22 protein-coding genes, 1 tRNA gene and 1 pseudogene are annotated in these 26,351 nt (G+C 42.2%); 15 read left to right on the top strand and 9 right to left on the bottom strand.

Annotated elements, in window-relative coordinates; genetic code table 11:
• Positions 1-769, bottom strand: a pseudogene (locus FTU98_RS09900) (RNA-guided endonuclease TnpB family protein); the annotation flags it as partial.
• 346 nt (positions 770-1,115) lie between these two features.
• Positions 1,116-1,191: transfer RNA gene (locus FTU98_RS09895), tRNA-Gly, on the bottom strand.
• 235 nt (positions 1,192-1,426) lie between these two features.
• Here FTU98_RS09895 and FTU98_RS09890 point away from each other — a divergent pair.
• The 5 genes from FTU98_RS09890 to FTU98_RS09870 all read left to right on the top strand — a co-directional run bounded on the left by FTU98_RS09890 (position 1,427) and on the right by FTU98_RS09870 (position 4,412).
• The gene (locus tag FTU98_RS09890) at positions 1,427-1,738 is read left to right on the top strand and encodes a BolA family transcriptional regulator (RefSeq protein WP_180051352.1); all 312 of its coding nucleotides are present in this window, start codon (positions 1,427-1,429) and stop codon (positions 1,736-1,738) included.
• A 13-nt stretch (positions 1,739-1,751) separates the two neighbouring features.
• A complete protein-coding gene (locus FTU98_RS09885; RefSeq protein WP_131261283.1) occupies positions 1,752-2,144 on the top strand; it encodes a SirB2 family protein in 393 nt (130 codons plus the stop codon).
• 189 nt (positions 2,145-2,333) lie between these two features.
• Positions 2,334-3,170: a ParA family protein gene (locus tag FTU98_RS09880; RefSeq protein ID WP_070155018.1), complete on the top strand. Its 837-nt coding sequence runs from the start codon at positions 2,334-2,336 to the stop codon at positions 3,168-3,170.
• Positions 3,171-3,183: 13 nt separating this feature from the next.
• Positions 3,184-3,579, top strand: coding sequence for a hypothetical protein (locus tag FTU98_RS09875; RefSeq protein ID WP_004970241.1), 396 nt, complete (start codon positions 3,184-3,186; stop codon positions 3,577-3,579).
• A 242-nt stretch (positions 3,580-3,821) separates the two neighbouring features.
• On the top strand, positions 3,822-4,412 hold the full coding sequence (locus FTU98_RS09870; protein WP_131261281.1) for a LysE family translocator: 591 nt from the start codon (positions 3,822-3,824) through the stop codon (positions 4,410-4,412).
• Positions 4,413-4,510: 98 nt separating this feature from the next.
• Here the strand turns inward: FTU98_RS09870 and FTU98_RS09865 are convergent, their stop codons facing one another.
• Positions 4,511-5,146, bottom strand: coding sequence for a DedA family protein (locus FTU98_RS09865; RefSeq protein WP_096902210.1), 636 nt, complete (start codon positions 5,144-5,146; stop codon positions 4,511-4,513).
• 231 nt (positions 5,147-5,377) lie between these two features.
• On the opposite strand from FTU98_RS09865, the gene FTU98_RS09860 reads away from it, so the two are divergent.
• Positions 5,378-5,800, top strand: a complete 423-nt coding sequence (locus FTU98_RS09860) for a DoxX family protein (protein ID WP_180051350.1) — start codon at positions 5,378-5,380, stop codon at positions 5,798-5,800.
• 224 nt (positions 5,801-6,024) lie between these two features.
• A complete protein-coding gene (guaA, locus tag FTU98_RS09855) occupies positions 6,025-7,593 on the top strand; it encodes a glutamine-hydrolyzing GMP synthase (protein ID WP_180005906.1) in 1,569 nt (522 codons plus the stop codon).
• A 232-nt stretch (positions 7,594-7,825) separates the two neighbouring features.
• Here guaA and FTU98_RS09850 read toward each other — a convergent pair whose 3' ends face one another.
• Positions 7,826-9,118, bottom strand: a complete 1,293-nt coding sequence (locus tag FTU98_RS09850) for a GGDEF domain-containing protein (RefSeq protein WP_171501115.1) — start codon at positions 9,116-9,118, stop codon at positions 7,826-7,828.
• 245 nt (positions 9,119-9,363) lie between these two features.
• Between FTU98_RS09850 and FTU98_RS09845 the strand changes: the two genes are divergently transcribed.
• From FTU98_RS09845 to FTU98_RS09835, 3 genes are all read left to right on the top strand, one after another.
• The gene (locus FTU98_RS09845) at positions 9,364-10,311 is read left to right on the top strand and encodes a pirin family protein (RefSeq protein WP_180009174.1); all 948 of its coding nucleotides are present in this window, start codon (positions 9,364-9,366) and stop codon (positions 10,309-10,311) included.
• Positions 10,312-10,343: 32 nt separating this feature from the next.
• Positions 10,344-10,742 carry an OsmC family protein gene (locus tag FTU98_RS09840; protein ID WP_004970227.1) on the top strand — a complete coding sequence of 133 codons (399 nt, stop codon included), beginning with the start codon at positions 10,344-10,346 and terminating at the stop codon, positions 10,740-10,742.
• Between the two features lie 123 nt (positions 10,743-10,865).
• Positions 10,866-11,519, top strand: coding sequence for a glutathione S-transferase family protein (locus tag FTU98_RS09835; protein WP_004970224.1), 654 nt, complete (start codon positions 10,866-10,868; stop codon positions 11,517-11,519).
• Positions 11,520-11,614: 95 nt separating this feature from the next.
• Here the strand turns inward: FTU98_RS09835 and FTU98_RS09830 are convergent, their stop codons facing one another.
• The gene (locus FTU98_RS09830; protein WP_004970222.1) at positions 11,615-12,223 is read right to left on the bottom strand and encodes an SPOR domain-containing protein; all 609 of its coding nucleotides are present in this window, start codon (positions 12,221-12,223) and stop codon (positions 11,615-11,617) included.
• 34 nt (positions 12,224-12,257) lie between these two features.
• Positions 12,258-14,048 carry an arginine--tRNA ligase gene (gene argS / locus FTU98_RS09825; protein ID WP_180051348.1) on the bottom strand — a complete coding sequence of 597 codons (1,791 nt, stop codon included), beginning with the start codon at positions 14,046-14,048 and terminating at the stop codon, positions 12,258-12,260.
• A 195-nt stretch (positions 14,049-14,243) separates the two neighbouring features.
• Here argS and FTU98_RS09820 point away from each other — a divergent pair, with 195 nt between their 5' ends.
• Together FTU98_RS09820 and FTU98_RS09815 are read left to right on the top strand one after the other, a co-directional pair.
• Positions 14,244-14,525, top strand: a complete 282-nt coding sequence (locus FTU98_RS09820) for a DUF2798 domain-containing protein (RefSeq protein WP_004970219.1) — start codon at positions 14,244-14,246, stop codon at positions 14,523-14,525.
• Positions 14,526-14,695: 170 nt separating this feature from the next.
• Positions 14,696-16,396, top strand: coding sequence for an NAD-dependent malic enzyme (locus FTU98_RS09815; RefSeq protein ID WP_004970216.1), 1,701 nt, complete (start codon positions 14,696-14,698; stop codon positions 16,394-16,396).
• Positions 16,397-16,521: 125 nt separating this feature from the next.
• On the opposite strand, the gene FTU98_RS09810 is transcribed toward FTU98_RS09815, so the two are convergent.
• Positions 16,522-17,289: a hypothetical protein gene (locus FTU98_RS09810; RefSeq protein ID WP_096902222.1), complete on the bottom strand. Its 768-nt coding sequence runs from the start codon at positions 17,287-17,289 to the stop codon at positions 16,522-16,524.
• 536 nt (positions 17,290-17,825) lie between these two features.
• On the bottom strand, positions 17,826-21,317 hold the full coding sequence (locus FTU98_RS09805; RefSeq protein ID WP_004970213.1) for a PAS domain-containing hybrid sensor histidine kinase/response regulator: 3,492 nt from the start codon (positions 21,315-21,317) through the stop codon (positions 17,826-17,828).
• Positions 21,318-21,502: 185 nt separating this feature from the next.
• Here FTU98_RS09805 and FTU98_RS09800 point away from each other — a divergent pair, with 185 nt between their 5' ends.
• The 3 genes from FTU98_RS09800 to FTU98_RS09790 all read left to right on the top strand — a co-directional run bounded on the left by FTU98_RS09800 (position 21,503) and on the right by FTU98_RS09790 (position 24,440).
• Positions 21,503-21,835 carry a DUF485 domain-containing protein gene (locus tag FTU98_RS09800; RefSeq protein ID WP_096902224.1) on the top strand — a complete coding sequence of 111 codons (333 nt, stop codon included), beginning with the start codon at positions 21,503-21,505 and terminating at the stop codon, positions 21,833-21,835.
• A gap of 1 nt (position 21,836) precedes the next feature.
• Positions 21,837-23,546 (top strand): cation acetate symporter, encoded by a 1,710-nt coding sequence (locus FTU98_RS09795; RefSeq protein WP_179996437.1) that lies wholly within the window; start codon positions 21,837-21,839, stop codon positions 23,544-23,546.
• A 195-nt stretch (positions 23,547-23,741) separates the two neighbouring features.
• Entirely contained in the window at positions 23,742-24,440 is a 699-nt protein-coding gene (locus FTU98_RS09790; protein ID WP_178319023.1) for an ion channel, read from the top strand.
• 89 nt (positions 24,441-24,529) lie between these two features.
• Here FTU98_RS09790 and omp33-36 read toward each other — a convergent pair whose 3' ends face one another.
• Positions 24,530-25,450, bottom strand: coding sequence for a porin Omp33-36 (gene omp33-36, locus FTU98_RS09785; RefSeq protein ID WP_257218176.1), 921 nt, complete (start codon positions 25,448-25,450; stop codon positions 24,530-24,532).
• Between the last annotated feature and the right edge of the window lie 901 nt (positions 25,451-26,351).

Below are 26,351 nucleotides of genomic sequence, written 5' to 3'. Positions count from 1 at the left end.
TGTTTCTGTGCTTGTACTTTTGATTTAAATAATCTGATTCACTTGAGATCAGCTTGCCTAGACCACTCCCATATACTTCACCATCAGAATCCACAAAGGCTTCTGAATAACCTTTATCAACACCTACGGTTTCCTGACCACAATCCTGTGTTTCAACTGCATCATAAGTTGAGTGAACTTCAACATTACCGTTTTTTAGAATGATTCTAAGTGTGCCTTGTGGCGCAAAATCAACAGTGGTGTTTAGTGGAATTTTAATGGTTTGTCGAGGGACTAGACTCGGCACTTTAAGCCAACATTGACCATTTAACTCAAAAGTTTTACACATATCCGCACGAACAATAATTTGATTATGTGTGTGATTAACACCATGCTTAAAGTGATTACGCATTTGACGATGGAGGAAATTATCAGTCATCCATTCATCTTTTTTAAGCAAGGTGTATAGTCTTTTTTGTTCATTATTACAGGAGGTGCGTTTTCGGATCGCCTGCTTTACTTTGTCTTTTGATGCTTCTCGATAGGCTTTAATATCACCTACGCAATCACGTAGCGTTTCTTTCCACGCATTTGCAGAAACACCAAAGTCACGACTTTCTTTCATCCACGCATCACGAATAGCTCTGTCACTGATATTCAAACCTGAAATAGCACCATATTTAGCCCACACCTCGCTACGAATACGACCAAGTAAAACAGCTTGTTTCTCAAGCTGTTTGTACTTTTGCACATTCAAGTTTTTACAGTGATGAATGCGTGTTAATTTCACAAAGTCATGCCTAGGTTAAGGGATTGGATAATCAATAGATATGGATGCTAATATACCAAGACACTCACCTAAAATACAAAAGATAATCATTTAAATCTCTAATAAATACCCACCTTGCCACTACTGAATCGACATAGACAAAATGAGCACTTATGCAAATATTTGTCTATATTTTTAGTTATAGTTAATTACTCTGGAGCATCATCTACACGGTTTTTTGTTCACAGTTTTGAAAGAGCACTTTTGTAAACTTACTTTTTTAAGTATAAAAATTTCTTATGAAGTAAAATATTGAATAAAACAACAATAAAAAAGCCCCAGTCATTCAACTGAGGCTTTTAGAATCTGGAGCGGGAAACGAGACTCGAACTCGCGACCCCAACCTTGGCAAGGTTGTGCTCTACCAACTGAGCTATTCCCGCATGCGGTGTATAATACATGATGCAAAAATAGGGTCAATCATTTTTTGCATATCGTTGTACTGACTGAATAAATAAACAACATTTTTAGAAAAAACAGCCGCAATCAGCCTAAATTTCATCATAAAAAGTGACTCAAATCGTAAATCGAAGAATCCTCACGGCAAGATGCTGCGAATCACACAGAACACGTTATACTTCAGAGAGCTTTTAAAAAACCATTCGGGGAAAGACAAGCATGAGCTTAGAACAACAGTTGCTAGAACGCTTAGCCGTTTTCAATCCAAGCCATTTAGAGGTAGTGAATGAATCTGCAGGACATGGCGGTTATTTCCCGGGTAAAGAGTCGCATTTTAAAGTGGTGATGGTGAGTGAAGATTTTCAGGGGCTACGCGCCGTACAACGTCATCAAAAAATTTATGCTGCTGTGGGTGACTTACTCGCCCCAAGTAAAATTCATGCATTGGCAATTCATGCCTTTGTTGCATCTGAATGGCAGGGACAAGACACCAGCAGTCCAGAATGCGCCCACGCACCAAAAAAATCGTAATGGATTGAAATAAATGGAAAATTTAGGAATGCTGAATACCATTCACGTTGCTGCAGCGGCTTTATTATTATTGGTGCTGTTTGTACGTGCCATGACTTTGTTTAAGGGCACACAAAATAACTCGCCTAATCCTAAAGCGTGGACAGTCTTTGTTGCATTGCAACATTCAGCACTGACGTTGATTGTAGTGACAGGTGTCATTGCTTTGTTTTTAAAAGACTTTCAAGTCGAAACATGGTTTTATGCCAAAATTATTTTATTTTTGGTGATGCTGTCATCTTTAATCAAAGCGTATAAAAAAGATGACAGTATTTTGTTGATTCAACGCCGTGTTGGTTGGGGCTTAGCCTTAGTCGCATTTTTTGCCATTTTAGGTTTGGTGATGTTAAAGCCAAGCTTTGGCTAAGTCAGCAGATCTTATTGTGGATGTTGCTCGTGGGTGTGAACTCACGAGCATTGAATGTATGTAAATATTGGCAAAAGATTGGCTGCATATTTGAGCACTGGTGAATTGTTAGACATAATTCGGCAAGAATATTTACAGCTCAGTTAAACTGAAGTGATGTTACAACAAAAATTGAAAAGAGGGGCGGCAATGCGCACACGTGTGGTGTTTAATCAGAAAGGTGGTGTTGGAAAATCCAGTATTACCGTCAATTTGGCTGCAATCAGTGCGCATCAGGGTTTAAAAACATTGGTGATTGACCTCGACCCGCAAGCCAACTCCAGCCAATATTTGTTGGGTGATGATGCTACTTATTCTGCCGACAAGCCTGCGCTTGAGCCCAACATCGAAAATTATTTTGAAGAAGTGTTGGGTGCAAACCAATCCAAAGGTTTACTGGGCAATGCTTTGGGCTCAATTTTAAAAAACCGCAGCAAAGGTTTAGAAGCTTATGTGCATCAATCGCCATTTAAAAATTTGGATGTGATTCCTGCGAGTCCGCAATTGGGTGGCTTGGCACATGCACTTGAATCGAAACATAAAATTTACAAGCTGCGCGATGCCTTGCAGCAATTGTCCGATCAATATGACCGTGTATTTATTGATACTCCGCCTGCGTTTAACTTTTTTACGCTCTCTGCCTTAATTGCTGCAGATCGGGTGCTCATTCCATTTGACTGCGATGTCTTTTCTAAACGTGCTTTGCAAAGTTTGATTGAAAATGTGTTGGAAACTCAGGATGACCACAATGCAAACTTGCAAATTGAAGGCATTGTGGTGAATCAATACCAAGCACAGGCCAAGTTACCGCGTGAAGTGGTGCAGCAACTCAAAGATGAAGGTTTGCCTGTTTTGAATAGCATGTTGCCGCCTTCGGTGTTGATGAAAGAATCACATCATAAAAATTTGCCATTAATTCATTTGGCAACAGATCATAAATTGACGCAGGCCTATCAATCGTTGTTCAATGAAATTGAGCAAGCGTGATACAGAGGTAGACATGAAAACATTTGCAATTGGTCTTGTCGCGGCAAGTAGTTTATTGCTAGGGGCTTGTGCGACCACAGTGAAACCTAGCTATGTGTCGCCTACACATTATCAGGCTTTGAATTGCCAACAATTACAAAGCGAATATAACCGTATTCAGCAATATATTGAAAGCGGTGTTGAAGCACCGAAACGTACAGGTGTTGGTGTGGGTATCGGTTTAGGCGGTGGTTGGGGCAGCCGTGGCGGTTGGGGCGTTGCACCGAGTGTTTCTGTCAATATGGGACAGTCATCCAATACCAAAAGAACAGAATTGGCACGTCTTTTAGGTGAGCAAGAAGCCATTGTGCAAGCAGCAAAATTTAAAGCTTGCCCGATTATTGTTAAGCCCAAACCTGTAACATCTTAAATTTTAGGATTTGCGAATATTTTGTCTATGGTGCTGCCATTTGTGCAGCACCATTGCTTAAAAAATGTAGCAAGATAATTCAAGGTTGATCTCAATCTAATATTTTAAAAACAAAAACTTAATTTTATTTTCTGTTTTATTTACACCCTTGGGTCAGTCCTGCTAGATAGAAAAACTTGTCATTTTCAATGGCTTTCATATAAGGTGTGCTCCTATTTTTTGATTTGCATGCTCTGGTGTTTATGATTGAAAGTTGGCTCTTTGTCCTAGCAATGATTGCGGTCTTGATGATTCCTGGCCCGACCAATGCGCTATTGGCAAGCTCAGCCCACCAACAAGGCATTGCCAAAACCAGTCTGCTGATTCCCGCAGAGTTTTTTGGTTATATGTATGCCATTAGTCTGTGGGCGTTATTCATTCATTTGAGTGCGCCAATTTGGCCTTATTTGATTGATATTCTGCATGTTTTAAGTGCGGGCTATGTATTTTGGATGGCTTTTCATTTATGGAAGCAGTCACATTTAGAACAACATTGTCAAAAGCACTCTGCCATTCGCCCTGCACAATTATTTTTTTCGACTTTTAAAAACCCGAAAGCCTTGTTATTTGCGGCAGGTATTTTGCCTACAGAAACATGGGATAACCCGACCAACTTTGCCATGGTCTATGTCTTATTTGGTCTGATTTTATTGCCAACAGCGTTATTTTGGATGTCTTTTGGGCGAGCAGTTTTGGCGCGAGAAACCAATAAAGTGACGGCAGATTTGTTATATAAAGGCTCGGCTTTGCTGTTGGTGGTGTGTATGCTGCCAGTGGTAGCACGTTTTTTCTAAAGATTTAGAGATTTTTGGTGAGTTGAGCACTCATCTCACCTATTTTGAATGGATAAGGGCAGCACTGTTCAACAGGCATGCCCAAAGAATTTCACAACTTAAGCAGTTTTTTTCTTGAGTTTTTGGCGAATAAAACCAATCACCCCAGGCAAGACACTTAAAATAATAATGCCGAAAATTAAATGGGTGAAATTGTCTTTCACAATTGGCATATTGCCAAACAAATAACCGAGTGTAATAAACGACGCGATCCAGCAAAAAGCGCCAATTACGTTATAGGTTAGGAAGTATTTATAATTCATGCTGCCTGCACCCGCCACAAAGGGCGCAAAGGTACGCGCAAAAGGCACAAAACGCGCAAAAATAATGGTTTTTCCGCCGTGTCGCTCAAAAAACTTCTGGGTTTCGATCAAATGTTTTTTATTGATAAAACGTGATTCCAGCTCAAAAACCCGTGGACCAATATATTTACCAATGTGGTAATTCAAGGTGTCACCGAGTACCGCAGCAGTAAACAATAAAATACCCAAAATCCACGGATCCATCACTCCTGTCGATGCAGCCAGTGCGCCTGCTGCGAACAGCAAACTATCGCCAGGTAAAAACGGCATGACCACCAAGCCTGTTTCTACAAAAATAATCAGGAATAAAATAGCGTAAATCCATACCCCATATTGGGTGATGAATTCGAGCAAATGCTCATCGACGTGTAATATAAAATCAATCAGTTCCATGGGAAAAAACAAGCGAAAGTGTGCTCAAATCCTAGCAGTCCACAGGCGGAAAGTCAGTATGAAAAGGTAAATAATTTTCACAGTGATTTTAGGGATGCTAGACCAGCCACATCGGTTCTTTTTCGTTGCATAGATGCAACAACATGTCTTTTAAATGCGTATTTATCCTGAATTTTGAAAAAACTAAGATGTATTTGTCTTCAAGAATGAATCAAAAATATAGGTGATCTGATGTTTAATCCAAATGTTGTGTTAAAAAGTGTGGTCGAAAAAGAAAGTGTGCAAGCCATTGTAAGTTTATTTGCACGTGCTTTTTTAGCGTATTTATTTATTGTATCTGGTTGGGGAAAAATTGCAGGCTATGATGCAACAGTGGGCTATATGCAAGCTATGGGTGTTTCAGGTTCATTGCTACCTTTGGTGATTTTGCTAGAACTTGGTGGTGGTTTGGCAATTCTATTCGGTTTACAAGCACGTGTCGTGGGTTTGGGTTTAGGTGTTTTTAGTCTTTTAACTGCATTTTTATTCCATGCTGCACCAGAAGATGTGCTGAATTTTATGAAAAATATTGGTTTGGCTGGCGGTTTCTTCTACATCATGCTTTACGGTGCAGGCAAAATAAGTCTAGACCATCTTTTGGAAGCAAAAAAGTAAGTCATTGATTTCCACATCAGCTCAACAATTTAAGCAATCTTCAAGAAGGTTGCTTTTTTTATGCCATAGAAAATGAATAGTCTTTTAAAACTTAGAGTATGTGGTCACTGCAATATCACGAAGAAAAATAGCCATTTTTAGGATTGTCTGAATAGTGTGCGCAAGGCGTGGAAAAATGCTAGAATAGCGCGCTTAATTCGTTTGCCTTTCTATAGTTGTTTGTCATGACTACCAATACTCAAATTACTGAAGATCGTATCCTGATTCTGGATTTCGGTTCGCAATATAGCCAGCTGATCGCACGTCGTGTTCGTGAAGCGGGCGTATATTCTGAAATGTATGCCTACGATATGTCGGAAGAAGACATTCGTGCATTTAATCCAAACGGTATTATCTTATCGGGTGGGCCTGAAAGTGTTCACCAAGCGGGTAGTCCACGCGCACCTGAAATTGTATTTAACTTAGGCGTACCTGTACTGGGTATCTGCTATGGTTTACAAACCATGTCAGAACAACTGGGCGGTAAAGTTGAAGCGGGTTCAGTACATGAATTCGGTTATGCCGAAGTCGATATTTTGGTACGTGACAAACTGATTGGTAACTTGCAAGATCGTGAAAACCAATTGCACGTTTGGATGAGCCATGGCGATAAAGTGGCACGCATTCCAGAAGGCTTCCAAATTACGGCTAGCACACCAAGCTGCCCTGTGGCGATGATTTCTGATGAAACACGCCGTTTCTATGGTATTCAGTTCCACCCAGAAGTGACACACACTGCAAAAGGTGCAGAGTTATTGTCTAACTTCGTCCATCAAATTTGTGGATGTCGCGGTTTATGGACACCAGAACACATCATCGACCTGCGCGTAGAGCAATTACGTCAGCAAATTGGCGATGAAAAAGTATTGCTTGGTTTGTCGGGCGGTGTGGATTCTTCTGTGGTTGCGGCATTGTTGCATAAAGCCATTGGCGATCAATTAACGTGTGTATTTGTAGACAATGGTTTGTTGCGCTTGAACGAAGGCGATCAAGTGATGCAAATGTTTGCAGAAAACATGGGGATTCGCGTGATTCGTGCCGACGCTGAACAGCGTTTCTTGGGTGCATTGGCTGGCGAAGTTGATCCAGAGAAAAAACGTAAAATCATTGGTCGTGAATTTATTGAAGTTTTTGCCGAAGAAGCACGTAAGCTGGATGGCGTGAAATTCTTGGCACAAGGTACGATTTACCCAGACGTGATTGAATCTGCAGCCAGCAAACAAGGCAAAGCGCATGTGATTAAATCACACCACAACGTGGGTGGTTTACCAGAAGATTTAGCTTTTGAATTGGTTGAACCATTACGTGACTTGTTTAAAGATGAAGTTCGTAAACTTGGCACGACTCTAGGCTTGCCACACAGCATGATTTACCGTCATCCATTCCCAGGTCCAGGTTTGGGCGTGCGTATTTTGGGTGAAGTGAAAAAAGAATATGCAGACATTTTACGTTTAGCCGATGACATTTTCATGCAGGAACTGCGTGCAAGTGGTTGGTATGACAAAACAGCACAAGCGTTTGCGGTATTCCAGCCTGTGAAATCTGTTGGTGTCGTCGGCGATGGTCGTCGTTATGCATGGGTAATTGCACTTCGTGCTGTAGAAACAGTGGACTTTATGACAGCACGTTTCGCACATTTACCGTACGATTTAGTCGACAAAATCTCTACCCGCATCATGAATGAAATTGCAGACGTTTCACGTGTCACTTACGACGTATCGTCTAAACCACCTGCAACAATTGAATGGGAGTAATTCAGGGATTTCACGAAGCACTGCTTCGTGCCTGAATTACGCCAAGCGCTATGCGCGCGGCAGTCGGGGTTTCAAGCAGCACTGCTGCTTGCCAGTTTTACGCCATGAGCCTATTTTAAAACACCGCTATTTAAAATGGGCGCAAGATGCGCGCAGCAGCTAGGGTTTTTTAAACATACTCTAGCCAAAAACCCAAAAAATGAGCACGTAATGTGCTCATTTTTTTATATCTTTAGATCATCCAAGATTTAACTTCTTTTTTTAAAATCGGTTCGGGTGGCTCAGACATCCCCACATCATAACTGATCACGCAGTTACGTCCGCTTTGTTTGGCTTGGTAAAGTGCGAGGTCGGCTTCTTTAATCAACAGCTGTAAGTCAGTTTGTTGCGGTTTTAAACTCGATACACCAATCGACACGGTAAAATTAAAGCACTTATTTCCTATGCACATTTCATGCTGAGCAATTTTTTGTCTTAAGCGTTCTGAAATCATCAGTGCTTCATCTAAGCTGGTTTCACTAAGCAGAGCGATAAACTCTTCACCGCCAAAGCGTGCCAAAATATCCTTGCGGCGCATTTCTTTACGAGCAATGTCTGCAATATTTTGTAAGACCCGATCTCCAATATCGTGCCCATAGGTATCGTTAATTTGTTTAAAAAAGTCGACATCAAACATTAGTAAGCAGACCGATTCAGATTTAGGCCATGCATGAATTTTGTGTTCTGCCATGTGTACAAACTGACGTCGGTTATTGAGTTGGGTCAGTTCATCGGTGTGTGCCAAGGCTTGCAAGGTATGAAAATTCCAGTCATCCAGCAAACTGCGTAAAAAGTGATGGCGGGCATTTAGGGTGTTGATCCAACTGATATACAAACTCAACAAACATACAGGGATATACACCACCATAAAAACTAAGGCATCCTGCAAATTGGTGAGGGAAATCACCCCCAAAAACATGAGTACGCTCATGACCAATGAATTGTAGACCGCAGGGCGGAAACGCACTTGAATACATAGGTTCGCCATGAGCACAAAAATGACCGAGGCATACACATAAGTGGAAATCCAAGGGCTTTGTGATTGCGACAGGATATAGAACCAAATACCGCAGCACAGTGTGGCGCTGACCGGTAAAATTAAATCTAGCAGGCGAATATCTTTGATCAATTTAAAGCAGAAATAATTGCCAATCAGCGCCAATACAACAGCACTGAGACGGAGTGTGGCCGAGAGTGTAGTGACATCTGGAATGATGAAATAATCGATAAAGAAATACAGCAGGAACGTCATTTGCCCAATGTAATTGACTTGGCGTAAATAACGACGCTGATGTAAATTCTGGTGTTGATAAAAATGTGTTTCAAATTGCGGCGGGAGTTGCGCAGCAGGGTGCTGCAATGCTTTTTCAATTGCTTGTCGGTTTTCAAGATCACACTCAGTTGTTTTTAAAAGTTTTTCTGAGGCTTCCTGATTGCTTAAAATCTTCGAACGGGTCTGTTCCCCCATTCGAGCTTTTACAGACATAGCGATATTTACTCAAATTGACAACTTATAGTGAGGATTATGCGCAAAATGCAGAAAAAATAACCTCCCTAAATTTGGGTATTTTCTCTATTTTTTTAAATTTTGGTCAAAATTATGCCATATATTTTAAGGTGTAGTTCAAGTTTGAACCATAAAAATCAGAACAACAAATTTCATCTTGCTCTTCGTTAGTGATTTACTATATTTAATAGTCAAGGAATTTACAGAAATATAAGAGGTATAGGATGAGCAACAGCAATTATACCGAGCTTTCCAATTCAGACGATTGTGATAAGTACGTCAAGCAATTTATACAGGAATTTCCACTGCGTAGTGCTGAAATTGGGCAGGGAACTTTAATTAAACGTGCTTTACCGAGTCGGCATAAACGCATGATTGGGGCATGGTGTTTTCTAGATCACGCAGGTCCTGTTAATTTTCCACAAGGTGAAGGCTTAGATGTCGGGCCGCATCCACATATTGGTTTGCAAACATTCACCTGGATGATTGAAGGCAGCATTATGCATACCGACAGTTTGGGTACTAAGCAATTGATTCGTCCCAAACAGGTTAATTTAATGACCGCGGGTTATGGTATTTCACATACCGAAGTTGCTCCCGACACCGAAACACACATGCATACAGCGCAACTGTGGATTGCTTTACCTGATGATCAGCGCAATATGGCGCCAGGTTTTGATCATTACCCTGACTTGCCTGTGGTTTTGCTAGATGGAGTGGAATTTACCATCTTAGTTGGTGAATTTTTAAATACCACTTCACCAGTATTAGTACATAGTGAGTTGCTAGGGGTAGATATTTATAGTGAAACCAGCACGACAACCCGTTTGCCGCTGAATCCTAAATTTGAATATGGTTTGATGATGCTGGAAGGCACAGCCACTGTGCATGGGCATGAATTAAACGATGAAAATATGCTGGTGCTTGAACCGGGCTTAACCGAAATTCAGCTAGATTTACATGCGGGTGCGCGTCTGTTGCTATTGGGCGGTTTACCTTTTGAGTCGCCAATTTTGTTGTGGTGGAATCTCGTCGGTCGTACCCAAGAGGAACTCAGCATTGCACGTGAGCAATGGGTCAATCATGATCCTCGTTTTGGCACAATACCAGACTACGATGGACCACGTTTAGAAGCGCCGACTTTCCCCGCAAAAATGCGTGCATCAAAATAAATGATGGAATATCAATCTATAGGGAGCATCTTATGGCCAAGATTGGCACAGCACAGGTACGCAGTTTAGACACGGCATGGCAAGGTCAGATCCAAAGTGGTCAGCACCAATGGAAGGTAGATGAGCCTGAAAAGTTAGGTGGTCAAGATGCAGGTCCTGCACCTTATGATCTGTTATGTAGCAGTTTGGTCGCTTGCACCATGATTACCTTGCGTATGTATGCACAGCATAAGGGTTTGGATTTTGGCAAAATTCAGGTCGAGGCGGACTTCTTTACCAATCAGGAAGGGCAGGAGTGGATTGAACGCCGTGTGCAAACTGAAGCAGCGTTAGATGCAGAATTACAGCAAAAAGTACTGAATATCTGTCAAAAAACACCTGTGACGAAAACCTTGTTACGCAGTGTGGAAATTCGTACTGAATTGGGTTAAACCTAGAGTTGAATCCGTCTCTTATAAAAAGGCATGCAGGATATGCCTTTTTATAATGTTGCGTGAAACAGAAGATATAACAATCACTTAAAACAGATGTAATAAAAACAAAATAGGACGTTTATGATTACTTTACACCACCTTGATCAATCCCGCTCTTTCCGCATTTTGTGGGCGCTCGAAGAGCTGGGTTTGGACTATGAAATCAAGTTTTACCACCGTCAGCCCAATTTAAGTGCGCCCAATGAATTGAAGCTGATTCACCCATTGGGTAAAGCGCCAATTTTAACTGATGCAGAGCAGACCATTGCAGAATCTGCAGTCATTTTGGAGTACTTGCAGCAGCATTATGATACGCAAAGGCAGTTTAAACCGCAGCAGGCTTCAGCACAGCAAGCATATCAATACTGGATGCATTATGCCGAAGGCTCGCTAATGCCATTGTTAGTGATGCAATTGGTGATGACCAATGTGCCGCAGCATGTGCCATGGTTAGTTCGACCAATGGCGCAAAAAATTACTGCAGGTGTTAAAGCAGGGTTTATTCAGCCTCGTTTAAAAGATCATATTGCTTATTTAGAAGATTATTTGGGCAAACATGATTATTTTGCAGGGGATTTTTCTTTTGCCGATATTCAAATGGGTTTCCCGCTCCAAGCATTGCAAAGCCGTACCGGGCATCATTATCCACAGATTGCGGCTTATTTGGCACGCGTGGAACAGCGTCCTGCATTTCAGCGTGCACGCGAACGTGAGCAGCAGTTAATGCAAATCTAGCGATGATTTTTGTGAGTACATTGTTCTATAGACCTAAAAAAAGATGCCGAGGCATCTTTTTTTAATTGATTTTGGTCGATTGATAACAATGAGGCTTAGCGTTTCACGACAATTGAATCAATTCCACTATGCTGCAAAGTTTGCTGAGCAATCACTGCAGCATCGGCTGAATCATAAGGGCCTGAAATCACCCGATACCAAGTTTCACCACCTTCTACACTTTTCACTACATCTGCCGATAAACCATTCAAAATAATTTCGGCACGACGTGCATCTGCAGCATCTGGGTCGGTATAGCTACGCACTTGTAGAATATAGCTGGCTTGTACCACAGGGGCAGGCATTTCTGTCAGACCAACATTGGCTTCGCTGGCCGCTGGCGCCTCTACAGCAGCAGGCGCTTCAACAATGACTACGGTATTCTGTTGCTGTGTTTCAGGCACCGCTTGCTCAGGAATTGGGGTAACCTGTTGCTGTGGCAGCAAATCATAAAAACGATAGTCTTTGTTGGTATCTTCCTGATAATGCTCAGAATTGATTTGCCCTTTAGGCTGTACAGGTGCCCACGGTTTCCATAGCATTAAGGCTACAGCAAAACACAACACGATTAAAATCACCACGAGTGTGCCTAACCACGTTGGAATTAGTGGTTTTTTGGGCTTATTCGGTCGTTCAGATACACCGCGTTGCGTTTTTCCAAACACGTGGACTTCCTCTTGTTATGCTTTTATTTGGCTTTTACATTGTTTCTGGTGCAGAGACACCTAATAATTCTAAACCATTACGCAAGACTTGTTGTACGTTTACTGAAAGCAATAAGCGTGCTTGAGTCAAGGCTGCATCATCATTCAGAACTTTATGCTCATTGTACCAACCGTGGAACAATGCTGCTAATTCTTTCAAATAGTTACCTACCTGATGCGGTTCGTGGCTGTTGGCAGCACGTACTAAAATTTCAGGATACGCAGCCAGTTTGGCTAAAATTTCAGTTTCAGCATCTAGCTCAAGTTTAGCGGCAAACTGACGTGCAGTTGTCGCATTAAAATTCAATTGCGTAGCAGCAGCTTTTTCGAGCATACGACAAATACGTGCATGAGCATATTGAATATAGTAGACCGCATTGTCTTTACTTTGTGAAACGGCCAAATCTAGGTCAAAGTCAATGTGCTGTTCAGATTTGCGCATGACGTAATAGAAACGTGCAGCATCGTTGCCGACTTCTTTACGCAAATCACGCAAGGTCACGTACTGACCTGAACGGGATGACATTTGTACCATTTCACCACCACGCCATAAGCTCACGAACTGCACTAACAGTACCGTTAATTTTTTCGAGTCGTAGCCTAGTGCATCAATGGCCGCTTTCACACGTGAAATATAACCGTGGTGATCTGAACCCCAAATATCAATTAGGTCTGTGTAGCCACGTTGTAATTTATTCAGGTGATAAGCAATGTCTGAAGCAAAGTAAGTGGTTTGACCATTGCGGCGTTTCACCACACGGTCTTTTTCATCGCCAAATGCGGTCGATTTAAACCAGATATTGCCGTCTTGTTCGTATAGATAACCACGTTGATCTAGTGTTTGCAGAGCTTCATCAATTTTTTCAGTCAATGACGCTTCGCTAAACCATTGGTTAAAGGTGACACCAAACTCGCCCAAGTCATCTTTAATGTCGGCCAAAATAGCATTCAGCGCAGCCTGATGGAACACGCGGTAATCATCACCCAAGAGCGTTTGTGAATTGAAAATCAAACCATCAATGTGTTTTTCTTTGTCGCCCGACAAGACCACTTTGTTGCCATCGGCATCGAGCTCTGCCGCATATTGCACATCTTCAGGCACATTGTTATATACATCTGCAACAGGGCGTACATGGCGTTCACCATCCTGTTTTAAAATGCTTTGTGCGATGTCTTTAACGTAGTCGCCTTGATACGCATTTTTGGGGAACACCAGCGTTTGACCTGCCAGTTCCAAATAACGCAAGTAAGTTGAGGTTGCCAAAATATCCATTTGACGGCCAGCATCATTGACATAGTATTCACGCTCAACTTTGGCACCTGTGGCTTCAAGTAAATTGGCAACTGTCATACCATAAGCCGCACCACGACCATGACCCACGTGCAGGCTTGAGGTTGGGTTGGCAGAAACGAACTCGACCTGAATGCGTTTTTCTGCATTGATTTGGCTGCGTCCAAATTGTTGTTTTTGTGCTTGAATTTGGTCTAAAACGCTAAAACGCTGGTCGGCATTTAAAAAGAAGTTAATAAAACCAGGACCTGCAATCTCTGCTTTGCTGATGTCTGCAACTTCAGGCAAAGCAGCAAGAATTTTTTCGGCTAAATCGCGTGGCTTCATGCCTGCAGCTTTAGAGGCAATCATGGCAATATTTGATGCGAAATCACCGTGGCTGCGGTCTTTGGTACGGGTTAAATTACTCGTATTGTTCCAGTCAGATGGGAGTACACCTTCAGCTTGAAGGGATTGCACTGCATGATCGAGCGCTGCTTGTATTGCCGTATTCATATTTAGTCGAAAAATAGATGTGCAGAAAAACGCTAAATATAGCAAATTTCAGGGGCTTTAGGGGAGTGCAATTGTATGCTTTATCGAATTTCAGAGATTGTGGCTAAGCATGAACAAATTGCCTGAAAAATCATCCTTTAAGCCAGCAATTCATGGCATAGTATGCGGCATTCAGTGAGACGAAAAGGCTGGAGCATGAAACAACGTGCAATGATTTTTGGCAATGTACCCAAATTACCCATGAAATGGGCCACTGTGGTGATGCCTTTCTTTTTATCATGTTTGATGAGTGGCATTATTTCGTTGATTAATATGATCCGAAATTTGGGCTGGATTGAGGGGTTTTTTACCCTGTGGTTGCATAACTGGATGATTTCTTGGGCGTTTGCTTTTCCAGTCGTATTATGTGTGCTGCCTTTGGTGCGTAAGTTCACTGGCTTAATTGTAGATATGACGCCACTGCAACCACCCAAATAAATCAGGTTCGATGCCTATATAACATGGGCTATCAGAAATAAAAATCATTCAGATTTGGTTATCAAACTTCTAAATGCCCTATTTGCTGCAATTCGGGCTAAGCTAGTCAGATGTCAGATGGTGCATCTCAATCCATGCGCCATCAGCAACCGATTAGAATGAGATGAACAATGACAACCGCAAATTTGCAGCAGAAACGTCCTTTATATATTCCCTATGCGGGCAACGGCCTTTTAGAATTGCCTTTATTAAATAAAGGTTCTGCATTTTCAGAAGAAGAGCGCACCCGTTTTAACTTGCATGGCTTAATTCCACATGCAATTGAAAATATTGAAGAACAAAGCCAGCGTTCGTATCAGCAATATTCCGCTTTTAGCGATGCCATCAACAAGCATATTTATTTGCGCAACATTCAGGACACCAATGAAACCCTGTTTTATCACCTGATTGAACAGCATTTGAGTGAAATGATGCCTATTATTTACACCCCAACAGTGGGTGAGGCATGTCAGCGTTTTTCCGATATTTATCGCCGTCATCGGGGTATTTTTATTTCCTATCCAGATCGTGCCCATATTGATGACATTGTACAAAACATCAATAAAAAGAATGTCAAAGTGATTGTGATTACCGATGGTGAGCGTATTTTAGGTTTGGGTGATCAGGGCATTGGCGGCATGGGCATTCCAATTGGGAAACTCTCTTTATATACAGCGTGTGGTGGTATTAGCCCGGCCTATACCTTGCCCATTACCTTAGATGTCGGTACCAATAACCCACAATTACTGAATGATCCGATCTATATGGGCTGGAATCAGCCACGTATTAGTGGTGAGGAATACTATCAATTTGTCGATCAGGTGATTGATGCGGTGAAACGCCGTTGGCCTAAGGCATTGATTCAGTTTGAAGATTTTGCTCAGAAAAATGCCATGCCCTTGCTGAATAAATATCGTGATCAGATTTGCTGTTTTAATGATGATATTCAGGGCACTGCTGCTGTATCTGTGGGCAGTTTAATTGCTGCATCACGTGCGGCAGGCAAGCAGCTGAAAGATCAAACCATTGCCTTTTTGGGCGCGGGTTCTGCAGGATGTGGTATTGCCGAGCAAATTGTGGCGCAAATGGTGGTGGAAGGCTTAAGCGATGCTGAAGCACGTGCTCGTGTGTATATGGTGGATCGTTTTGGCTTATTCACCAGCAATCAGCCAAACTTGCTCGATTTCCAACGTAAATTGGCACAAAGTCCTGACCGTGTTGCACATTGGGGCAATCCTGAAGGTGTGATTTCTCTGTTGGACGTCATTCAAAACGCCAAGCCAACGGTATTGATTGGGGTTTCGGGGCAACCGGGTTTATTTACTGAAGAGGTGATTAAAACCTTGGCTGCCAATTGCGAGCGTCCAATTGTGTTGCCATTGTCAAACCCAACCTCACAAGTTGAAGCATTTCCTGCCGATATTTTGGAGTGGACTGAAGGCAAGGCCTTAATTGCAACAGGTAGCCCATTTGAGCCAGTGAACTATCAGGGCAAACTTTATAATATTTCCCAATGCAATAACTCGTATATTTTCCCAGGTATTGGCTTAGGGGTAATCGCTGCAGGGGCAACACGTGTGACAGACAGTATGTTAATTGCATCCAGTAATGCGCTGGCGGACTGCTCACCATTGTTGCAGGATCCAAATGCAGATTTATTGCCTGATTTAAATGAAATTCAGCAGGTGTCTAAATTTATTGCATTTAGAGTCGCAAAAGCAGCAATGGATGCAGGCGTTGCAGCTGTCATGAGTGATGAGGCATTACGAGAGGCAATTGAGGCTAATTTCTGGAAGCCTGAATATCGTGATTATAAACGTGTGACGTTTTAAGCAAAATTCATTCGTGTATTGTTAATGAAATAAGCCACAAGGCGTGCTATTGCACGCCTTGTTTTTATTTGGAATAGGATGGGGTTTGCGATGTGATTACTTGGAATTTAAGTCTTCAACTCACACTAAGCAATATAGTTCTGTTTTGGATTTAAATCGGCACAATTCAAAGGATTTAAGGCACATTGTAATTCATCAATTTGCTGCTCACTGACATAGCCTTGTCCAATCAGGTATTTTGCAACGTGGTCATCTCTCAGGCTTATAAACGCAGCATCATAGACGCCTAAATCGACAAATAAGGCTGCCGTTTCAAGACTGTTAAAACGGTCTAAATACACGTCATTGCCATACAGTAGAAAAATATGTTCAGTGGGTGCATGCGCATCGACTTTTAAGCGTTCTGCCAGCTCAAAAGGTGAGGTTTTAATGAACAGCAAATCGGACAATTCATCAAATTGAGCTGTATCGAGTTGTGCCTCATCTGTTTTGACTTTGCCTAACCATGCTTTAAAGACCAGTACCGCACCACCACGTAATAACATACTCCAAATATGCTGGCGGGTGCTTTGATCTAAGCCTTGCGCTTCTTGTTCCAAAACATCCAGTAATTGCTCCTCCTGTGCTGAAAGTTTGTTGAACAGACCTAAACCTTGTGGTTGATACGCCGCAGGGCGAAACACATCAAAATTGAGTTCTTCAAAGACTTGTAGGGCTAAGGGTACTGCGGTTTGATACAGGGTATTCAGCGCTTGTAGATGAGGAGCTTTGAGTTTGCTGTTTTGAAACAGACGATCCCAGTGAATTTCGGGCAATAGCGCATTTACGCCATATTGACGCTGTAGCTGCTGTGTTTGTTCTGCGAGCTGCTGTTCATGGTTCACGGTATTCATGAGATTCTTCCTAAAACGTGAAAACAGGTCGATCAACGCTTAATAGGGCAGGAAATTTGTTTGGATGTGGCTTGAAGATGAATGCGCTGATCATTTCTTGTACTTAGTTATGCGCGCAGATAGTCAATAGATGTATAAGACTAAAGTCTAATGTATTGCAATGTGCTCAGAAAAGCCTTTACAAACTCGGCAATTAAAGAAATTGTAAGCAAGTTTGGGTGTATTTGCTTACGATCTTGTCAGACTTTGCCATAGCGAATCTGACCATGATATTTAATGTGAATTGTAGCGCATCAAAAGGCAGTGTTTTTGAAAAGTTTGGTCAATTGGTGTGCTGCATCAGGTCAATCGCTGTCAATATTGACAGCAAATGTGTTGGATTTTCATTGTAGCCATATTTCGCTATGTAAAGTGAAGCTTGGTCATCAGACTAACAAATGTAACCAAACCAGAAAATGTAACAAGGTCGGTGCGTTCATCTCAGCTTTATCTCTGTGGGATGAGCGCCCCAAATTAGCCAAAGTTAGGTATGTGAATCAAGTCTCCGAAATTTTCAGACCCGATAACCAAGAACGTAGCGATGCTGGTTTTAATGGTTTTTTCAGCAAGACGATGTTGAGTTCTTTTAAGCGTTGCGGTAGTTCTGGATCAGAGTCAGCAGTAATTAACGCCACAGGTACATCGGCTTGACGATGTTCCAGAATAAAATCTAAACCGATTTTATCGTCATTTAAGTGCTGATCGACCAACCAAACTTGAATGTGCTCACGTTGAATCAACTCAATTGCTTGTTCAGGTTCGGTGGCTTTAAATACGTGATAGCCCCATTTACTCAGCAGGGTCGCCATGCCTTCCAAAATGGTTTCATCATTGTCTAAACACAAAATTTTATAGGCTTTGGTTTTCAACGGCACCACTTGCACAGGTGCAGCCACTACTTTTGGAGCTTCGACAATCGGCACTTCAATCATAAAGCACGAGCCTTTGCCCAATTCCGAATAGACATGCACAGGGTAGTTCAGCAAACTGGTCATACGCTGCACAATCGCTAACCCAAGACCTAGACCTTGCTCACCCCAAGGCGACGTATGTCCGCAACGCTCAAACTCCTGAAACAGTTTAATACGTTGTTCTTCGGCAATACCCGGCCCTGTATCCCACACCCCAATTCGAATATGTTGTGGATGTTCTGCAGAACGTAATACGCCCACGACCACACGCCCTTTAGCAGTATAGCGCAGCGCATTGCTGACAAAGTTTTGAATAATACGACGAATCCATTGTGGGTCGGTATCAATCCAGAACTGTACGTCATGCACACGGAATTCAATGCCACGTTGTGCCGCAATGGATTTAAATTGCAGGCTTAAATCACTCAGTAAGTCATGCAGTGGATAAGCCTGACGTTTCGGCTGAATCGTACCACCCTCTAAACGGGCAATATCCAATAAGGCCGAGAGCATACTTTCTGCACCATGTAGGGCACGATCCAGTTGTTGTAGAGTTTTACGGTCTTCATCGGACTGAATGCTTTGCTCTAAAGCCGTGCTAAATAAGCGTGCTGCGTGCATCGGCTGCAATAAGTCGTGACTGGCAGCGGCAATAAAGCGGCTTTTGGACATATTGGCTTTATCGGCTTGTTCACGTGCCAATTGCTGTTCTGCTAGGGCATCAGCCAATTGTTGCGTACGATCTTGTACCCGCGCTTCTAGTACGGCTTCGTTTTCACGGAAAGCGGTAATATCGGCAAAGGTGGTCACGAAACCACCGCCTTCAATAGGATTACCACGCATTTGAATCACACGTCCGTCTTTACGGATACGCTCAAACTCGTGTGCGCTGCCCATTTTCATCCAGTGGATACGTTTACGCACGTGTTCTTCAATTGAGCCCGGACCACATTCACCACGTTCTGCGTTATAGCGAATCAAATCGGCAATTGGGCACCCGACATAGACAATATCTTTAGGATAATCAAATAGTTTGAGATATTGATTATTCCATGCTACCAAACACATATTTTCATCTACCACACTCACGCCTTGGGTCATGTGGTCAATCATGGTCATGATTAGGTTTTGGTTAAAGCGTTGCCATTGTGAGGCTTGGTCAAGAATATTCGCAACTTGCCCTAAAGCGAGTCCGTTATTGACCATGGCAGTGGTGAGCAAAGTACGCGCAGATGCTGCACCAATGGTGCCTGCCAAATATTGTTCGGTAAAACGCCACCACATGCCGTTGGCATTGGCATTTTCATTCAGCACCACATTATTTTGCTGACTAAACTGCTCAAAGGCTTGTCGGGTTGGAGATTCGCCTGTAATGCGTTTTGCCAGTGTGATTAAATCGCCTACTTTTAAACGCGCTACATCCTGATGTGAATAGCTGACCTCGTTGCTCATGTTCTGAGTTGGCAAAGGCTTGGTTTCATAATAAAAGAAACTTTCGGCCTGAATCTGTTCTGCCACACTTGGGCGGAAAATACGTGACACCCAAACATATAACAAAATATTTAAACCGAGCGCCCAAACCACCCCATGTGTGAGCGGGGCAAAAGATTCAAAGCCAAGCAAGGCTTCAGGGCGTAACCAGTTGATGCCTAAAGGTCCCAGCAATAAAAATTCACGGGTAAACTCGCTGAACTGACTTGGCAGGCTGCGTAAAATAGTCGGAAGTAGCAGGGTATAGGCCCACATCGCAAATCCAACAATTAAGCCTGCATAAACGCCCTGTTTACTGCCACCACGCCAATATAACCCCCCAATCAGGGCAGGGGAGAACTGTGCCACTGCACTAAAGGCCAACAAGCCAAACACAGAAAGTTGATCAATATCGTTAAAGAAGTTGAAGAACAGGAAGCCGAGCAGCATCACCGCTAAAATACAAATGCGTCGGGTGAATTTCAGTACCAAAGGCAAGCGCTTGTCATGGCGTGAGAAAATGCCCATGCGCCACAAGGCAGGCATGATCAGGTCATTACTCAGCATGATCGACAGTGCTACTGAAGATACCAATAGCATGCCTGTTGAGGCGGAGAATCCTCCCAAGAACGCCAACAGCGTCAACCAGTCTTGGTTATAACTGAGTGGCAAAGACAAAACCGCTACATCTGGGATGGCTAAATATTGCGGAGCTGCGTGCAAGGCCCAACTGGCAATTGGAACAATCGCGATGGTGGTTAAAATCAGATAAACGGCAAACCAGCGACGCGCACCCCGAATATGTTTTTCATCGCGCAGTTCGACCACAGCAACGTGAAACTGACGCGGCAAACAAATAATCGCTAATGCCGCCAATAAGGTTTGCACCCAAAAGGTTTCAGGCACACCAAACAGCTGTACTTCATGGAAGGTAATTGAAACATCATTGGCAATTTGATGAATATTGTCAGGCGCTTCAAATACAAAGAAGAAGGCCACAGCCAGCAAGGCAAATAGTTTGACAAAGGACTCAAAGGCAACCGCAAGCATTAAGCCGCCGTGTTGTTCGGTATTGGCAATTTGTCGAGTACCAAACAGCATCGCCAAAATAGCCAATAAACCTGTCAGGAATAACACCGCATTGGTGGTACTTTCAACATTGGTGCTTTGATCCAAAATCACTGCGGCACTCAGCGCAATTGCGCGTAATTGCAAAGCCAAATACGGGATAATTGCAATCACCGCCAAAATTGTGACCAGTGATGCCAATGGCCCGCTTTTACCGTAACGTGCAGCAACAAAGTCAGCAATCGATGAAATGGCGTGGTGTTGTCGCACTCGACCCAAACGTCGCCAAATATCATAACCAACAGCGACAAACAGCAATGGCCCTAAATAAATGGGTAAAAAAATGATCCCTTCACGAACGGCTGCGCCCGTTGCACCATAAAAAGTCCATGATGAACAGTACACCCCTAAAGTTAAGCTGAACATGAGCATGCGCCCACGCGTGCTTAAACGACTGGCGTGTTTTTCCCCATAGAAAGCACAAATAAAAAGTAATGCGATATAGAGGGCTAAAACCCCCATAATGAGCCAGCTGTTCATGATGCCTTAAAAGTATCGACAATAGGGCTATGATAGCCTATTCCATTGCCTTTGCGCTGAGGTTGATCATTTTTTTAGCGACCAAAGTCTAAATTGCAAATCGGCTTCAACATTGTTAATTTTAAGTTCGAAATAATTCGAATTAAAAATTTGCGCCTAAGGCAGGGCGCTTGAAGGAGCAGGTTATGGATGAGGTACAAGTAGATCGTATTCTACAAAACCCAAAATTCAAAGAAATGGTTCGCAGAAAAAGTAACCTAAGCTGGACATTAACAGCAATCATGTTGTTTGTGTACGTAGGTTTTATGCTTTTAGTGGGCTATAACAAAGAATTCTTATTGAGTTCAATTTCAGGTGGTGTGACGACTTGGGGTATTCCACTGGGTCTGGGCATTATCGTTTTATCTTTCATTTTATGTGCAGTTTACTCATCAATTGCGAATGGCAAACTTGACCAGTTGAATGAAGAAGCGATGCGTGAAGTTGAAGCAATTACACATGAGAAAGGACCGCACTAAGATGAAATGGAATTCATTGAAAGCACTGGCTGCGTCTACTGTATTAATGTCAGGTATGGCATTTGCAGGACCAGATTTAGGTGCAGCAGAACAGCAGCCAACCAACTGGCCTGCAATTATTATGTTCTTGATTTTCGTGGGCGCAACTTTGTTCATTACTAAATGGGCAGCGAAGCAAACCACAAGCACTAAGGACTTCTATACCGCAGGTGGTGGTATTTCAGGTTTCCAAAATGGTCTCGCGATTGCAGGTGACTATATGTCAGCAGCGTCGTTCCTGGGTATTTCCGCAATGGTGTTTATGTCAGGCTTTGACGGCTTGCTATACTCACTGGGCTTCATGGTGGGCTGGCCAATCGTATTGTTCTTGATTGCTGAACGTTTACGTAACTTAGGGAAATATAACCTTTCTGACGTGGTCTCGTTCCGTTTATCTGAAAAGCCAGTACGTACCCTTGCAGCATTCAGTTCGCTTGTCGTAGTTGCATTCTACCTGATTGCACAAATGGTAGGTGCGGGTCAGTTAATCAAACTTCTCTTCGGTTTGAACTACAACCTTGCTGTAGTGATCGTGGGTCTACTCATGATGGCTTACGTAATGTTTGGTGGTATGTTGGCAACAACTTGGGTACAGATCATCAAAGCGGTGATGTTACTTTCAGGTGCAACTTTCATGGCCTTCATGGTAATGAAAGGTGTGGGCTTCAGCTTCACTAACATGTTCGAGCAATCGATCCAAGTTTTCTCTAAAGTACATGACTTGAGCTTGGCAGATGCTGCAAACATTATGGGTCCTGGTAAATTAGCATCTAACCCAATTGATGCAATCTCACTTGGTCTTGCGTTAATGTTCGGTACTGCAGGTTTACCACACATCTTGATGCGTTTCTTCACAGTAAAAGACGCGAAAGAAGCACGTAAATCAGTAGTGGTTGCAACCGGTTTCATTGGTTACTTCTACCTATTAACCTTCATCATTGGTTTTGGTGCGATCCTTTATGTATCAAACAACCCACAATTCCTTGATGTTGCGAAAATGGCAGTTACTGGCAAGTTAGAACTTGTTGGTGGTAACAACATGGCTGCGGTGCACTTGGCTGATGCGGTTGGCGGTGACTTGTTCATGGGCTTCATTTCAGCAGTAGCATTCGCAACAATTCTTGCGGTAGTTGCTGGTTTGACATTGTCTGGCGCTTCAGCAATCTCTCACGACTTGTATGCTAACGTATTCAAGAAAGGTCAAACGACACCTGAATCTGAACTTCGCATGTCTAAAATTGCAACTTTAGGCTTAGCAATCTTCGCAATGATCTTGGGTATTCTTTTCGAGAAACAAAACGTTGCGTTCATGGTCGGTTTAGCATTCTCTGTAGCAGCATGTGCAAACTTCCCAGTACTTGTATTGTCTATGTTCTGGAGAGGCTTAACGACTCGCGGTGCAGTGATTGGTGGTGTAGCAGGCTTAGCTTCAGCAGTAACCTTGATTGTATTGTCTAAAGCAGTTTGGGTAGATACGCTTCAAATTTCTGACACACCAATCAACCCATTTAACGGTCCGGCGATCTTTGCAATGCCACTTTCATTCTTCTGCTGCTGGTTGTTCTCTATCACTGACAACTCTGCGCAAGCACAAGCTGAACGTAAAGCATTCGATGCACAGTTCGTACGCTCACAAACAGGTATCGGTATCTCAGGTGCATCTGACCACTAAGGTCTGAAACACCTCAAAAAAAAGTCCCAGTCATGGGACTTTTTTTATGCCTGTCTGTTGGCTTGAGCAAGCATGCTGGTGAGCATTTATGGATACGGTTATTGTGATATGCAATTTTGATACAGAGTGATTGCATTGCATGCGTAAATAAGCTGCTATGTTGGATGCAATATAAAAAGAATAGGCAGTAGATGTATGTACATATTAGACAATGTCTGGAAAAGATTTCGGGTCTTGCCTTCGGCATGGCTGTTGTTTTTGCAGTTTTTGATTTTGCTGCTCTCACTCTTTGCACATCACAACATGCCCTATAAAGTCATCACGTGGATGGTGGGGGTATTGGTGTTGCTGCTCATTGCTAAAGTGATTCGACAAACGCCAATGTTGAGTGTTTTGGGTCTAAGTTTTGTTTATGCGGCTTTGTTCTTTTCATTCTTTATTTTACTAGGTGTGCGGCATCCTCTTATTTTGGTGATGAGTCATGCCTGTGAAGCTGCAGCCTATTTTAGCGCAGCCTATGGCTTATTGCGCTATATGTTCCATGACCGTTATTTAACCAAAGATGAACTGTTTGCTGCTGCAGCGGTATTTACTTTACTCGCTTGGGGTTTTGCCTTTTTATATAGCATCTGTCAAATTTTGATTCCGCAAAGTTTTCAGAACCCAAATGCTGCAGGTTTACAAAGCTGGTTGGATTTACTGTTTTTAAGTTTTAGTTTGCAGTCCGCGACAGGTTTATCCGACCTTATACCGATCAGCCCGGAAGCACGGGTGATTGCCATGTTGCAAATGTTCTGTGGGGTGATGTATTTGGCATTGATCGTGTCACGTTTAATCGCATTGCAGTACATTCGCCACTTACCGCATCATCACCACGATGATTCAGCTGAGTAAAACAGCGTGTAAATTTTTCATGACATATTTCAGGCATAAAAAAGACGCTCAGATGAGCGTCTTTTTTAACTTCAGTGTCTAATGTGAAATTAGAAACGGAATTTAGCGTTTACACCAACAGTTTGAGTGTCAACAGCTTCGCCTACAGCATTCGCATTTACATAGCTAGCACCAACTGCAACTGCAGGAGTGATGAAGTAGTTTACGTTCGCGCCCCAAGCAGAATCGACAACAGAGTCAGCACTTGTTTCTACATAAGAAGCACCTACGCTAAGCGCTGGTGTTAAGTAAAGATCTGTTTTTAAGTTGTACATAGTGTCTTCACCATATACAAGACCAGCTTCAAAACCAACAGCCATATTGGTGCCGTCAATTGCACCTACGTACTTAGTACGTGCAGTGATTGCATCTTGGTCATAGTTTGGGTCTTCGCCAATTGAAAGTGATTCAAGAGCTGCTTTAGCAACACCATTAGAAAGAATGTTGAAAGCATCTAAAGAATACTGGTCTGCAACACTTGTATAACCAACAGCAACCAAGAAGTTAGGCGCAACGACTGCACCAAGTTCTAAGGCATAACGGTCGCCATTGTCGTTTGGTTCGCCAGTTTTATTGTCTGTGATAGTATGGCTATAAGATGCACTTGCATACGCTGGAACAAGTTTAGTTGGAACATACGCTTCAGCTTTAGCGCCATACACGTGCACAACGTCACGATTACCTGGTAGTTTGTCTTCACCATAGTTATATGCTAATGAGAAATTAGATGCTTGGTTTAAGAACGCAGCTTCAGCCAATGGACCTTTAGTCGCATCAACATTTTTGAAGTAGTAAGTACCTTGAAGGGCACCATAAAAGTCCTGATCGTTTACTGTATTGTCGATATATTCAGATTGACCTTGAACTTCGAATTGGTACGCTTGAGCACCGGTCATGGCTAATAATAATGCAGTGGCTAAACCGAGTTTTTTCATGATAGTTACCAGTTTTGTTAAAAATGGATGAAACATTGATCATTTTAGTGTAACAAATTATTAAGTCAATGAACTAAAAGGACTTTATTTAAGAATTAAGTCCAATTGACTTTGGTGTTTAAAAAATATTCAAATAAAATTTTTGCTGTCAACCTAAAAACTGTATGGATAACAAGTCGATATGTTCGTTTTTGCAACAAAAGTAGAAATAATAAGCAAAGCATTAATTGGATTAATCGATAAATTTAATTGAAATTATCTGTAATAATAATTCTTGGAGAGTGAAGAATAACGGAAAAATTCACCTGTTTTAGGGTGAAATCATGATTTTTGGATAAAAAACAAACTAAAAATAAGGTCTGTTCAGAATAAATTTGAGTGGAATAGTCGGCATAATGTGAATTTAATCACATTAATTTTGACTATTTGTATAAAAATAAATCAGACTGGTTGACTAGGCTTTACATAAACTGTGATTTATTTCATAATTCCACCATGAAGTCCTACTACTTAAGTCGGGTTTGTAAATTATGTGACTTATCTCATAATTTAACCATCAAATCCTAAGCTTGGTTCATCCAGTAGTGCGATCTGATTCTCCATAATTGTTTGCTTTTTATCTGCCCAACTTTCCCCAAGGTTGGGTTTTTTTTTGCATGTGAAAACGCAAATGGTTTTGCGAAAATTGCACTGATATGGTGCAGTTTGAGGGTGTGATATGATCAAAACCCATAAAAAAATCCCAGTTTTCTTTCAAAAACTGGGATTTTTCGCCAAAATTTGCGGGTAAATTTAGTTTACTGCTGAGGAAAAACTAAACTCGCCCTAATGAGGTGCATTATGCACCCAAATGTTGCATCTGTAAAATATTTTCTGCATGCTGAAACATTATTTTTTGTATTTGTTGTTTTAAGAAAATCGGCACAGTGTATGGTTT

It is taken from the genome of Acinetobacter sp. YH12211 (assembly GCF_013418015.1).
In the GTDB taxonomy this organism is placed as follows: domain Bacteria; phylum Pseudomonadota; class Gammaproteobacteria; order Pseudomonadales; family Moraxellaceae; genus Acinetobacter; species Acinetobacter towneri.
This window is presented reverse-complemented; position numbering and strand designations above follow the sequence as displayed.

Bases quoted from the DNA above. Each gene is read 5' to 3' on its own strand.
- FTU98_RS09890 (WP_180051352.1), top strand. From the start codon at position 1,427: ATGAGCTTAGAACAACAGTTGCTAGAACGCTTAGCCGTTTTCAATCCA.
- FTU98_RS09885 (WP_131261283.1), top strand. From the start codon at position 1,752: ATGGAAAATTTAGGAATGCTGAATACCATTCACGTTGCTGCAGCGGCT.
- FTU98_RS09880 (WP_070155018.1), top strand. From the start codon at position 2,334: ATGCGCACACGTGTGGTGTTTAATCAGAAAGGTGGTGTTGGAAAATCC.
- FTU98_RS09875 (WP_004970241.1), top strand. From the start codon at position 3,184: ATGAAAACATTTGCAATTGGTCTTGTCGCGGCAAGTAGTTTATTGCTA.
- FTU98_RS09870 (WP_131261281.1), top strand. From the start codon at position 3,822: ATGATTGAAAGTTGGCTCTTTGTCCTAGCAATGATTGCGGTCTTGATG.
- FTU98_RS09865 (WP_096902210.1), bottom strand. From the start codon at position 5,146: ATGGAACTGATTGATTTTATATTACACGTCGATGAGCATTTGCTCGAA.
- FTU98_RS09860 (WP_180051350.1), top strand. From the start codon at position 5,378: ATGTTTAATCCAAATGTTGTGTTAAAAAGTGTGGTCGAAAAAGAAAGT.
- guaA (WP_180005906.1), top strand. From the start codon at position 6,025: ATGACTACCAATACTCAAATTACTGAAGATCGTATCCTGATTCTGGAT.
- FTU98_RS09850 (WP_171501115.1), bottom strand. From the start codon at position 9,118: ATGTCTGTAAAAGCTCGAATGGGGGAACAGACCCGTTCGAAGATTTTA.
- FTU98_RS09845 (WP_180009174.1), top strand. From the start codon at position 9,364: ATGAGCAACAGCAATTATACCGAGCTTTCCAATTCAGACGATTGTGAT.
- FTU98_RS09840 (WP_004970227.1), top strand. From the start codon at position 10,344: ATGGCCAAGATTGGCACAGCACAGGTACGCAGTTTAGACACGGCATGG.
- FTU98_RS09835 (WP_004970224.1), top strand. From the start codon at position 10,866: ATGATTACTTTACACCACCTTGATCAATCCCGCTCTTTCCGCATTTTG.
- argS (WP_180051348.1), bottom strand. From the start codon at position 14,048: ATGAATACGGCAATACAAGCAGCGCTCGATCATGCAGTGCAATCCCTT.
- FTU98_RS09820 (WP_004970219.1), top strand. From the start codon at position 14,244: ATGAAACAACGTGCAATGATTTTTGGCAATGTACCCAAATTACCCATG.
- FTU98_RS09815 (WP_004970216.1), top strand. From the start codon at position 14,696: ATGACAACCGCAAATTTGCAGCAGAAACGTCCTTTATATATTCCCTAT.
- FTU98_RS09810 (WP_096902222.1), bottom strand. From the start codon at position 17,289: ATGAATACCGTGAACCATGAACAGCAGCTCGCAGAACAAACACAGCAG.
- FTU98_RS09805 (WP_004970213.1), bottom strand. From the start codon at position 21,317: ATGAACAGCTGGCTCATTATGGGGGTTTTAGCCCTCTATATCGCATTA.
- FTU98_RS09800 (WP_096902224.1), top strand. From the start codon at position 21,503: ATGGATGAGGTACAAGTAGATCGTATTCTACAAAACCCAAAATTCAAA.
- FTU98_RS09795 (WP_179996437.1), top strand. From the start codon at position 21,837: ATGAAATGGAATTCATTGAAAGCACTGGCTGCGTCTACTGTATTAATG.
- FTU98_RS09790 (WP_178319023.1), top strand. From the start codon at position 23,742: ATGTACATATTAGACAATGTCTGGAAAAGATTTCGGGTCTTGCCTTCG.
- omp33-36 (WP_257218176.1), bottom strand. From the start codon at position 25,450: ATGTTTCATCCATTTTTAACAAAACTGGTAACTATCATGAAAAAACTC.